General features: G+C 54.2%; 10 protein-coding genes, 1 tRNA gene and 3 pseudogenes. 7 read left to right on the top strand and 7 right to left on the bottom strand.

Going from position 1 to position 11,317, the window contains the following annotated elements; translation table 11 throughout:
- The first annotated feature begins 289 nt into the window (after window positions 1–289).
- The 4 genes from deoC (at window position 290) to deoD (ending at window position 4,499) form a co-directional block, all read left to right on the top strand.
- A complete protein-coding gene (deoC, locus tag ACTBDZ_RS10655) occupies window positions 290–1,069 on the top strand; it encodes a deoxyribose-phosphate aldolase (protein WP_438815289.1) in 780 nt (259 codons plus the stop codon).
- A 41-nt stretch (window positions 1,070–1,110) separates the two neighbouring features.
- Complete coding sequence (gene deoA / locus ACTBDZ_RS10650) at window positions 1,111–2,442, top strand: thymidine phosphorylase (protein WP_438815288.1); 1,332 nt, start codon at window positions 1,111–1,113, stop codon at window positions 2,440–2,442.
- Between the two features lie 63 nt (window positions 2,443–2,505).
- Window positions 2,506–3,729, top strand: a complete 1,224-nt coding sequence (gene deoB / locus ACTBDZ_RS10645) for a phosphopentomutase (RefSeq protein WP_438815287.1) — start codon at window positions 2,506–2,508, stop codon at window positions 3,727–3,729.
- A gap of 50 nt (window positions 3,730–3,779) precedes the next feature.
- A complete protein-coding gene (gene deoD, locus ACTBDZ_RS10640) occupies window positions 3,780–4,499 on the top strand; it encodes a purine-nucleoside phosphorylase (RefSeq protein WP_438815286.1) in 720 nt (239 codons plus the stop codon).
- A gap of 100 nt (window positions 4,500–4,599) precedes the next feature.
- On the opposite strand, the gene ACTBDZ_RS10635 is transcribed toward deoD, so the two are convergent.
- From ACTBDZ_RS10635 to ACTBDZ_RS10620, 4 genes and pseudogenes are all read right to left on the bottom strand, one after another.
- On the bottom strand, window positions 4,600–5,079 hold the full coding sequence (locus ACTBDZ_RS10635) for a discoidin domain-containing protein (protein WP_438815285.1): 480 nt from the start codon (window positions 5,077–5,079) through the stop codon (window positions 4,600–4,602).
- Window positions 5,080–5,184: 105 nt separating this feature from the next.
- Window positions 5,185–5,619: a ribosomal protein S18-alanine N-acetyltransferase gene (rimI, locus tag ACTBDZ_RS10630; RefSeq protein ID WP_438815284.1), complete on the bottom strand. Its 435-nt coding sequence runs from the start codon at window positions 5,617–5,619 to the stop codon at window positions 5,185–5,187.
- 15 nt (window positions 5,620–5,634) lie between these two features.
- On the bottom strand, window positions 5,635–6,051 hold the full coding sequence (locus ACTBDZ_RS10625; protein WP_438815290.1) for a DNA polymerase III subunit psi: 417 nt from the start codon (window positions 6,049–6,051) through the stop codon (window positions 5,635–5,637).
- A 162-nt stretch (window positions 6,052–6,213) separates the two neighbouring features.
- A pseudogene (locus ACTBDZ_RS10620) lies at window positions 6,214–6,759 on the bottom strand (chorismate mutase).
- Window positions 6,760–7,003: 244 nt separating this feature from the next.
- On the opposite strand from ACTBDZ_RS10620, the gene rsmC reads away from it, so the two are divergent.
- Window positions 7,004–8,050 (top strand): 16S rRNA (guanine(1207)-N(2))-methyltransferase RsmC, encoded by a 1,047-nt coding sequence (gene rsmC / locus ACTBDZ_RS10615; protein ID WP_438815283.1) that lies wholly within the window; start codon window positions 7,004–7,006, stop codon window positions 8,048–8,050.
- 68 nt (window positions 8,051–8,118) lie between these two features.
- On the opposite strand, the pseudogene ACTBDZ_RS10610 reads toward rsmC, so the two are convergent.
- A pseudogene (locus ACTBDZ_RS10610) lies at window positions 8,119–9,118 on the bottom strand (aldo/keto reductase).
- 112 nt (window positions 9,119–9,230) lie between these two features.
- On the opposite strand from ACTBDZ_RS10610, the gene ACTBDZ_RS10605 reads away from it, so the two are divergent.
- Both ACTBDZ_RS10605 and ACTBDZ_RS10600 read left to right on the top strand, forming a co-directional pair.
- Entirely contained in the window at window positions 9,231–10,085 is an 855-nt protein-coding gene (locus ACTBDZ_RS10605) for a LysR family transcriptional regulator (protein ID WP_438815282.1), read from the top strand.
- Window positions 10,086–10,209: 124 nt separating this feature from the next.
- Window positions 10,210–10,295 (top strand) — tRNA-Leu (locus tag ACTBDZ_RS10600).
- An 80-nt stretch (window positions 10,296–10,375) separates the two neighbouring features.
- Here the strand turns inward: ACTBDZ_RS10600 and ACTBDZ_RS10595 are convergent.
- Both ACTBDZ_RS10595 and ACTBDZ_RS10590 read right to left on the bottom strand, forming a co-directional pair.
- Window positions 10,376–10,666: a DUF1435 family protein gene (locus ACTBDZ_RS10595; protein WP_438815281.1), complete on the bottom strand. Its 291-nt coding sequence runs from the start codon at window positions 10,664–10,666 to the stop codon at window positions 10,376–10,378.
- Window positions 10,667–10,815: 149 nt separating this feature from the next.
- Window positions 10,816–11,205, bottom strand: a pseudogene (locus ACTBDZ_RS10590) (lactaldehyde reductase); the annotation flags it as partial.
- Window positions 11,206–11,317: the final 112 nt, after the last annotated feature.

Here is an 11,317-nt window from a genome sequence, read left to right as displayed (position 1 = left end):
TTCAGTATTGGTGACAGACCACCACAAGTATCCAACCTCAATTCTGTTCACAAGACCATCGTTGATGTTCTCGGCGAGCGATACCGTCGAATTTATTCTTAAAGTAGGTGCGGAATGACGGATTAATAGCCTACGGCACGTCGCGATCTCTCCTCCCGTCTTATACTTATAGAGCCGTGGTGGAAGAGTGACTCTCACCGCATTAATGTTGTTTAAATTACATTAAAATTTTTTTTTGTTATTATTCTCACAATAAAGCGTGAAAAACCATAACATACAGGATATTGCTATGACTGACTTAACTGCTGTAGCGCAACGTGCGCTGGGGCTAATGGATTTGACCACCCTGAACGACGATGACACACCAGCGCGGGTGATCGCACTCTGTCAGCAGGCGCGCAGCGCGGCAGGAAACACGGCCGCCATCTGTATTTATCCCCGTTTTATCCCCCTGGCGCGTAAAACGCTGCATGAGCAGGGCACGCCAGAGATCCGCATTGCGACTGTGACCAACTTCCCTGAAGGCGGTGACGATATTGATATCGCCTGCGCGGAAACCCTGGCGGCGATAGCCTATGGTGCTGATGAAGTGGACGTGGTGTTTCCCTATCGTGCATTAATGGCTGGGGACACGGAAACCGGCCATACGCTGGTGGCTGCCTGCCACACGCTGTGTCAGAAGGCTGGCGTGGTGCTGAAAGTGATTATTGAAAGCGGCGAGTTGAAAACCGATGCCTTGATTCGTCAGGCAAGTGAAATAGCCATCGACGCCGGCGCCGATTTTATTAAAACCTCCACGGGGAAAGTGGCGGTTAACGCAACGCCGCACAGCGCTGAAATCATGCTGCAAACCCTCCGTGATAAAAATGTCGGCGACCGCGTGTGCTTCAAAGCCGCAGGCGGTGTGCGCACCGCACAGGATGCGGCGATTTACCTGAAACTGGCAGATGACATCATGGGTGAAGGTTGGGCCGATGCCCGTCACTTCCGCTTTGGCGCATCCGGCCTGTTAGGCGATCTCCTTACCACGTTGGGGCAGAATGGCGCTTCCTCGTCGTCGGGCTACTGATTGCGTGGTGCATTACGGCAGTTTGATCGGGAGGCATGGCTGTGTTTCTGACTCAGGAAATCATTCGCAACAAGCGTGATGGCAAGACGTTGAGCGAAGATGAAATTCGTTTTTTCATCAATGGGATATGCGATAACAGCGTCTCAGAAGGGCAGATCGCCGCGCTGGCGATGGCTATCTGTTTTCGCGATATGACCATAGATGAGCGCGTGGCGCTAACGCTAGCGATGCGCGATTCGGGCAGCCGATTACACTGGGACGATCTCAACCTGAATGGTCCGCTGGTGGATAAGCATTCGACGGGCGGCGTAGGCGATGTCACCTCCCTGATGCTGGGGCCGATGGTGGCGGCGTGCGGCGGCTATGTGCCGATGATATCCGGGCGCGGTTTGGGCCACACGGGCGGGACTTTGGACAAACTGGAGTCGATACCCGGCCTCAACATTTTCCCTGAAGACGAGCAGTTTCGCGACATCATCCGCCAGGTCGGCGTGGCGATCATCGGACAAACCCGTTCTCTGGCACCTGCCGATAAGCGTTTTTACGCCACGCGTGATATCACCGCAACGGTCGACTCTATCCCATTGATCACCGCCTCACTGTGTAAAAAGCTGGCGGAAGGACTGGATGCGTTGGTGATGGATGTCAAAGTGGGGTCGGGCGCCTTTATGCCCACTTACGCGCTGTCGGAACAGCTGGCGCAATCCATCGTTAGCGTAGCAAACCGAGCGGGTTGGCGCACCACGGCGCTGTTAACCGACATGAATCAGGTGCTGGCGTCGAGTGCGGGTAATGCGTTGGAAGTCCGTGAAGCCGTGCGGTTTTTAACGGGTGAGCACCGTAATTCCCGGCTGTATGATGTTACCATGTCGCTTTGCATTGAGATGTTGCTGGCAGGCCGTCTGGCTGAAAACCCTGATGTGGCGCGCCAGCGTCTGCAAGCGGTGCTGGATAATGGACGCGCCGCTGAAATATTTGGCCGTATGGTGGCAGCCCAGGGTGGGCCAACGGATTTTGTCGAGCAGATGGACGCTTATTTACCGGCAGCCGTGCTCAGTAAACCGGTATTTGCCGCCCGTAGCGGTGTCATTACTGCGATGGACAACCGGGCACTCGGCATGGCGGTGGTCGCGCTAGGCGGCGGGCGTCGTCAGGCGGGGGACGCTATCGATCACAGTGTCGGGTTAGATGCCGTGGTGAGTCTGGGCGATAGCGTGGACGCCTTGCGTCCACTGGCGGTGATTCATGCCAACAGTGAAACCGCGTGGCAAGCGGCGGCGCAGGCGGTTCGAGCCGCCATCAGCATAGGTGATGAACCGCCAATAGCCATTCCGATGGTTTATCGCTGTATCGGTGCCGATCAGGCTGATTAACCGCGAGTCACTTAGGCAACATCTAGCAACGCAAACGTCGCTTACGAAAGATGAGAGAAAACAATGAAACGTGCATTTATTATGGTTCTGGATTCATTCGGCATCGGTAGCAGCGCGGATGCGGCGCGTTTTGGCGATGCCGGTTCTGATACCCTTGGTCACATTGCGCAAGCCTGCGCCGAGGGCAAAGCCAATCAAGGTCGTACCGGGCCACTTCATCTGCCGAACTTAACCCGTTTGGGATTGGGCAAGGCGGCGGAAGCCTCTACCGGGCATTTCCCTGCGGGATTGGATGTGAAGGCAGACATCATCGGTGCGTATGCGCATGCCAGTGAAATCTCCTCTGGTAAAGACACGCCGTCGGGCCATTGGGAACTGGCAGGGGTGCCGGTGCTGTTCGATTGGGGCTATTTCAGCGATCAGGAAAACAGTTTCCCGCAGGCATTGCTGGATTTGTTGGTGGAACGCGCCAACCTGCCGGGATATCTGGGGAATTGTCACTCATCCGGCACCGTTATCCTCGAGCAACTGGGTGAAGAGCACATGAAAACCGGGAAACCGATTTTCTATACCTCGGCCGACTCCGTGTTCCAAATCGCTTGTCACGAAGAGACCTTCGGGCTGGACCGGTTGTATGAACTGTGCGAAATCGCGCGCGAGGTGCTTACCGAAGGGGGCTATAACATTGGACGTGTTATCGCTCGCCCCTTTATTGGCGACAAGCCGGAAAACTTTCAGCGCACCGGTAACCGTCACGACTTGGCCGTCGAACCCCCTGCATCTACCGTACTGAAAAAACTGGTGGATGAAAAAGGCGGGCAGGTGGTTTCCGTTGGCAAGATTGCCGATATCTATGCCCAGGTTGGGATCACCAAGAAGGTCAAAGCGACCGGTATTGATGCGTTGTTTGATGCCACGCTGAAAGAGATGGATGCCGCAGGCGACGATACCATCGTGTTTACCAATTTCGTTGATTTTGACTCTTCCTATGGTCACCGACGTGATGTTGCTGGCTATGCAGCGGCGTTGGAACTGTTCGATCGCCGCTTGCCGGAAATGCTGGCGCGGGTCAAACAGGGCGATATTCTGATCCTGACCGCCGATCACGGGTGCGATCCCACCTGGCCGGGCACCGATCACACCCGTGAACATGTGCCGGTATTGATCTACGGGCCGACGGTGACGCCGGGTTCGCGCGGGCACCGCACCACGTTTGCTGATGTCGGTCAAACGGTGGCGCACTATTTTGGCGTGTCCGATATGGACTACGGCACCTCGATGCTGTGATCGCCGGTATTTACTGAATTCACACGACGTACTCTATAAGGAATCAAAAAATGGCAACGCCACATATCAATGCGGAAAAAGGGGATTTTGCCGATGTTGTACTGATGCCGGGCGATCCGCTGCGTGCGAAGTACATTGCCGAAACCTTTTTGGAAAATGCCCGTGAAGTCAACAATGTGCGCGGCATGCTGGGCTACACCGGCAGCTACGAAGGGCGCGCGATTTCGGTGATGGGGCACGGTATGGGTATTCCGTCTTGCTCTATCTATACCAAAGAGCTGATCACGGAATACGATGTGAAAACCATCATTCGTGTTGGCTCCTGCGGTGCGGTGCGCGAGGATGTGAAGTTGTATGACGTGGTGATTGGCATGGGCGCGTGTACGGATTCAAAAGTAAACCGTCTGCGCTTTAAAGATCATGACTTTGCCGCTATTGCCGATTTCGATCTGGTGCGTAATGCGGTTGATGCAGCTCAGGATAAAGGCATCACCGTTCGGGTGGGTAACCTGTTCTCTGCTGATCTGTTCTACACGCCAGACCCGCAGATGTTCGACGTGATGGAAAAATACGGTATTCTTGGCGTAGAAATGGAAGCGGCGGGAATTTATGGCGTCGCTGCCGAGTTTGGTGCCAAGGCGTTGGCTATTTGCACTGTCTCTGACCATATTCGCACCGGTGAACAGACCACGTCGCATGAACGCCAAACTGCGTTTAACGGCATGATCACTATTGCGCTGGAATCTGTGCTGCTGGGCGATCGCCGCTAATCCGATTCGTAACGGTCATAAAAAAGCCCCGGCACCTGTTTGGCCGGGGCTTTTTGTTATCAGAACAACGTTATTACAACGCAGTCAGGGTAAAACGGGCTTATTTAATGGCCCGCGTAGGAACTTGTGCTGCGCTGTTGAACGTGATTTCGTTGATGGCACTCCATTTATTGGTATCGGTGCCAAACGTTTCCAGCTTGATAAAGCGCGCGTTGACCGCAGGGAAGGTGAATTTCTCGCCCTCTTTGGCATCGTTAGACGTGACCAGATTATCAGCCAGCTTGGTCCAGCTCTTGCCATCAGCGGAATAGGACACAGCGAACTTCAGCTTGCGCTCTTCCGCTTTGAACGGCACCAAGACAAAGTTTTCAATGGATTGTGCCTTATCGAGTTCCAACTGCACCCAACCTTCACCGTTTACCGCCCAGCGCGTTTTGTTATTACCATCAGCAATGTTGGCAGGGGTATGGCCCTTATCGGAGTCATAGCCGGAAGCGGTAACATTGGTGACTTGCGCGGCGGTAGCAGAGAGGGAAAACAGGCCTAACACACAGGCAGTGACCAGAGCGTATTTTTTCATTTTTTACCTCATTCACAGGGATAAAGGAACGCAGATCCATTGCATTAATGTGAGAGTATGAAAAAAAGAAATGCCATTTCAGTTACCCGCGTCGCGTTATTGTGATTAAAGCGGCAACGCCATGATCACCGCATCTTCGCGCCCGTTGGCTGCCGGGTAATAGTTACGCCGCAGCGACACTTCGTTAAACCCCAATTGCTCATACAGCGCGATGGCGTTGGATGCGCGAACCTCCAGCCACAGCGTGGTAATGCCGCGCGCCTCCAGCGTTTCAATCAGTTGTTCCAGCAGACGCCGACCATGGCCTTGTCGTTGGTGTGTCGGGTGAACGGCAATATTGAACAACGTCGCTTCATCCAGCACCACCTGGGTAATGGCAAACGCCACCAGCGTATCGTCGTGCGTCAATTTCAGGTTCAGGTAGCGTTCGCCCTGATTACTGTTAAAGGTGCTTTCCGTCCACGGAAAAGCGTGGCTTGCCTTTTCGATGGCAAAGGCGGCAGGCAAATCGTGGGACGTGAGGGGAGAAATAACGTGCATGATAAACAACCTGAATTAATGGGCCTCTGAGGCTGCCAACAAGGGAAGATGTTCACTGATTTGTTGCCACAGGGTGCGTTTGGCACTGGGGTTGGCGTAAAGCTCGTCCAGCGTCGGACTACTCAATTGCACCCCCGTCCAGGCGGGCGGCACATCAACCCCCAGACACCAGCTATGGCAATGCGTTGAGGTGGGCAGCATGGCAGTCTGTTCCGGTGTGAGCGGGTACACCTGTTCGGGGCGCAGTGACAAACTGTGCAGCACATCGCCAATCAGAGGGTCATGGGCGGCGGGGAGCGAAGCGGCAACAATCACCAGACGCGTTTGTGCGGGCAGGGTAACGGCAATCTCGCCCTGCAACACCGTGGGGCGGCGTAACGTCCACTGCGTAATCCCCATCTGTTGTAAAAGCCAATCGCGTCTTGGTGCCATGATATCCAGTGCTCGGTTCGCCATGATAGCCGCGCTATGCTAACAAACCTGATACGGATGCGCCAATAAAGTGAACCGCAGCAGCGCGTTCCCCTTTAAGCCAGGTAATTACCAACGCCGTATTTTTCACACCGTGCTCAGTGGAAAGTAAAATATCTCACGTTAATGACGCTTCAATGTGATTTGCTGCAAGGAGTGCCATATGCGCTCTTTGTCGCTGTCTTTTAAGTTAGCCTGGTCAAGAACACGGAGAAAGGCGACTTTGTCGGTGAATTGTTCGCCTTGGTTCAACGTTGCAGTAATACAAGAGAGAATGTCGGTGTTCAACACGCTTATTTTTGATCTTACATGAGGCAATGGGTCGGGTCGCCAGCCACTTTATGCAACAGACAGCCAGTCAGCGCGGTAACGATATTGGATGGCCTTAGCGGCATCCATCTGTGCCTGGATAAACGGTTTTACCGACTCGCCGAGCAACCCGGGCTTTTCTGCCACCGCGACGGAGTTGGTCATAACGTTGACTTACTGAGGCACGTCTTCAATGGCAAGGTGTTTTTCCGCTTTGTACCCCGCAACATCCTTCATGTAAGACAAACGCTGGTTAATCAATGAGGCCAGATCGCCGCATTGTGTGGGGGAGGCTAATGCCGTTTCGGAAAAGAACAGTCCGGCTAAAAGTAGCGACCTTGCTGACACTTTACTAAACATTTAACGTCACCTTTTGCTATTAGGGGGATATATGCCTTCGATGTAGGTTCCAACGATGGGAATAATAGCGGGTCAGCCAAACGCGTTGATAAACGCTGGCTTAATAGAGAGCCATCTAGTGTACCTGCGCGTCATCTTCAAGGCTGGCGACTGCGTTGTGTTTGCGTTCTTGCCGTTTTGCGCCCCTGCAACCGGGATAATTTAGGGTATAATCGCCGTTCTATTTTTGAGGAGCGAACACCTGATGTCAGCATTAACCCCCGCCAGTGAAGTGATACTGCGCCACAGTGACGAATTTATTTCCCGCCGTGTGCTGTTTGCCGGCGACATTCAAGACACGTTACCAGCACAGTTTGACGCGGCGGAGGTGCACGCGCATCTCACGCAATATCACCATTGGCTGCCGCTGAACAAAACCATGGGCGACAACGCGCAGTTTGGTTTGCTGGTGGATGCTGAGCAGGTGGCCGCCTGCGATACTCTGATTTACTACTGGCCGAAGAGCAAACAGGAAGCGCAGTTCCAACTCGCCAACCTGTTATCGCATCTTGCCGTTGGCAGCGAGATTTTTGTGGTGGGTGAGAACCGCAGCGGTGTGCGTAGCGCGGAAGGTATTCTCGAAGACTTTGCACCGTTAACCAAGATTGACAGCGCGCGGCGCTGTGGGCTTTATCATGGCCGATTAGAGGCTTCTGCTGAATTTAATCTCGATGACTGGAAAGACAGCTATTACGTTGAGGATGTGCCAGTCGCGACGTTGCCCGGTGTCTTTAGCCGTGATGGTCTCGATGTCGGCAGCGCGCTGCTGTTATCTACCTTTGCGCCGCACATGAAAGGTAAGGTGCTGGATATTGCCAGCGGCAGTGGCGTGGTGGCGGCGGTGTTGGCAAAACAGTCGCCAAAGCTGCGTTTGACGCTGAGTGATGTCAACGCGGCGGCGTTGTTGACCAGCCGTGCGACACTGACGTTAAACGAATTGGAAGGCGATGTGATTGCCAGCGACGTCTACTCGGACATTGCCGGGCGTTTTGACCTGATCGTCTCTAACCCACCGTTTCATGATGGCTTGCAAACCAGCCTGAGTGCGGCCGATCGTCTGATTCGTGAAGCGCCCAAGCACCTGAATATTGGCGGGCAGTTACGCATTGTCGCTAACGCCTTCCTGCCTTATCCGGCGTTGCTGGATGCCACTTTTGGTAACCATGAAGTGCTGGCCCAAACCGGACGCTTCAAGGTGTATCAGGCCACATTAACGCGCGCCAGCAAGCATGCCAAACCGACTGCGCGCTAACCGTGTGCAGGCCTCGGTGATACACCGAGGCCTGCAATGTTACTACTCGTGTTTAGTGTAACGCGCTGTTAGCGGAGATTATTAATGGTAGCCATGCTCTCCGTGCTGTAACGATCGCCCGTTGCTGCGGCGAAGGGGAAGATGGCTTCAATCGCTGCCAGTTCCTCTGGTGTTAGCTGAACATCCAGTGCGGCGATATTCTCTTCCAGATAGCGACGGCGTTTGGTGCCCGGAATTGGCACGATATCGTCACCTTGCGCCAATACCCATGCCAGCGCCAACTGCGAAGGGGTGACGCCTTTTGCCCGCGCCAGTTTTTCTACTTGCTCAACCAGCGCCAGGTTTTTGGCAAAGTTGTCCCCCATAAAGCGCGGATTGGTACGGCGGAAATCATCCGGAGCCAAATCTTCTGGGCTGCGTAACGTACCGCTCAAAAAGCCACGCCCGAGTGGGCTATAGGGGACAAAACCAATCCCCAACCGGCGGCACGCCGGGAGGATCTCCGCTTCTACATCGCGTGTCCAGAGAGAATACTCCGTTTGCAGCGCGGTAATCGGGTGTTCACGGTGTGCGCGCTCCAACAATGAAACCGGCGCTTCACTTAATCCGATATAGCGGATCTTGCCGGCGGTCACCAAATCGCTCAATGCGCCGACGGTCTCTTCAATCGGTACGCTCGGATCGACGCGGTGCTGATAGTAAAGATCGATCTCATCGACACCGAGACGCTTCCAGGCTGCCTTCGACAGCCTGGCGCACATAATCCGGGCGACCACAGACACCGCGTGCATGTGGGTTGCTTGGATCGCGCATTATCTCAAACTTGGTGGCAAGTACCACCTGCTGGCGTTTGCCTTTGATGGCGCGTCCGACCAACTCTTCATTGGTGTCTGGGCCGTACATATCGGCGGTATCCAGCAGCGTGACGCCCAGTTCTAGCGCGCGGTGCAGCGTGGCGATGGCCTCTTTTTCATCCTGCGCGGTCGAGTAAAAATCGCTCATGCCCATGCAGCCAAGCCCGATGCTGGAAACCAGCGGTCCTGTTTTGCCAAGTTGACGTTGTTGCATTGTGTATTCTCCCTCGCTCATAAGATGGAAGCAGTCTGATTGTTCAGAGAATAAAGATAAATGGCGGATAATGTGCAACACTGTTCAAAAATCACCAACAATTGGGGTGTCGATGGATCATATTCAGGCGATGCGCACCTTTGTGCGGATTATCGAACTGGGTAATTTCAGTCGGGCAGCCGAAAAGCTGAATTTACCGCGCGCCACTGTCAGCCATACGATAAAACGGCTCGAGGCGCGTCTTGGCGTCCGACTGTTGCTGCGCACCACGCGTCAGGTACAGGTGACGGCTGAAGGGCAGATTTACTACCAGCGTTGCCTGAGATTGCTGGCGGAGATAGACGAAACGGATACGCTGTTCTCACGCCAGAAATTGCGTCCTTCCGGGCGCATTCGCGTCGATATGCCACACTCGCTGGCGCGTGAGATTGTGATTCCTGCGCTGCCGCAGTTTTATCAGCGCTACCCGGAGATTACGCTGTGTCTAAGCGCTAATGATGCATCGATCGATGTGCTGCGCGAGGGCGTAGACTGCGTGCTGCGGGCCTGGCAGGTGGAAGATGAATCGTTAATTGCACGCCATTTGCCCGCGTTGGAGCAGGTAACCTGTGCGTCGGCAGACTACATTGAGCGCTATGGAATGCCGCAAACGCTAGATGATTTAGCCACACATCAGGCGGTGGGCTATTTTTCTCAGCGCACGACTCGCCACTATCCGCTGGATTTTATGTCACAAGGGGTGTGCGAGCAGCGAACTCTGCACAGCCAGATTGATGTCAGCGGGGCTGATGTCTACGTGGCGGCGTGTCGCGCCGGGTTGGGGCTGATCCAGTCTCCGCGCTATGGCGTGCGGCACTGGCTGGAAAGCGGTGAACTGGTGGAGGTTCTGCCTGAGATGCCGCCACCGGATATGCCGTTGTATATCATGTACCCTGCCGGGCATTTCCTAGCGCCGCGCGTCCCTTAATAAGGCCAATATGACGATTTTTGCAGCAAACACAGCGCCCAAGCGGAAATAATCATTGACGTTGTTGAGAAAATCTCTAGAATTCGCCCCCGTGGTGGCACGATGCAGATCGTGTGACGGCGTTGCGAAGGTGGTGGAATTGGTAGACGCGCTAGCTTCAGGTGTTAGTGTCCTTCGGACGTGAGGGTTCAAGTCCCTCTCTTCGCACCATTTCTTAATGCTTTTCCCTTCTTTTTTATTTCTTCGTGTCGATCAAAAATTTTTTCTGGTACTGCGTGACGTATTGCTCGTTATGGCCACGTCGTTTGGAATGCCACCACCAACGCTCTCAATCCGCCCGCCAGCGCAATGCAGGAAGGCAGCAGCAGGTAATGGCGCAAGCGAGGATGGAACAGCATGGCGGCGGTCGCCAGCAGCGCAATCGCTACGATCAGCTTCCAACTGTTGAGTTGAAGATCGAGCAGAGCAAGCAATGGCATCAGTGCGGCGGGTAGCAGAATACCCCAGGCACTGCTCAGGCGTTTACCCAGGCACCAACTGGCACTCCATAACCCGCATGCGGTAATCATTGCGGTTAGCATGGCTGCGCTCCTCTATGGATGATGAAACTCATGACTGATAATGATAACCAATATCATATGTGAATTTATATCATTTACGGACGGGCGTAAACCCCGGCAAGCGATGCCGGGGGAGTAGAAATAATGAAGGGAAACCTGCGGAGAGAGAATCAGTAGATTGACTGATATAGCGCCTTGATTTGCTCCAGTGTCACATCACGCGGGTTGCCGCCGGTGCAAACATCGTCGAAAGCGGCCTGCGCCAACGCCGGAATATCCTCTTCCTTCATACCCACTTGACGCAGACGTGCTGGGATATCCACATCCTGAGAAAGTTGCTTCACGGCGGCAATGGCGGCTTCCCGCGCTTGCGCGATCGGCATCTCTTGTGCACCCGGGACGCACATTGCAACGGCAATCTGGCGGAATTTATCGCTGGTGTAGTCAGCATTGAACGCCATGATATGAGGCAGCAGGATTGCGTTTGCCACGCCGTGCGGGGTGTCATAGAAAGCGCCCAACGGGTGTGCCATACCGTGAACCAATCCTAAATAACTGTTCCGAATAGTAGATCACCTGAAGGGAACTCAGTCCGAGTTGAGCGATCTGATCAATCGATAAAGATCCCAAATCATCAACCGGACTGAGCGATGTCGAGCATAGCACCGATAC

It is taken from the genome of Symbiopectobacterium sp. (assembly GCF_051710365.1).
In the GTDB taxonomy this organism is placed as follows: Bacteria; Pseudomonadota; Gammaproteobacteria; order Enterobacterales; family Enterobacteriaceae; genus Symbiopectobacterium.
This window is presented reverse-complemented; position numbering and strand designations above follow the sequence as displayed.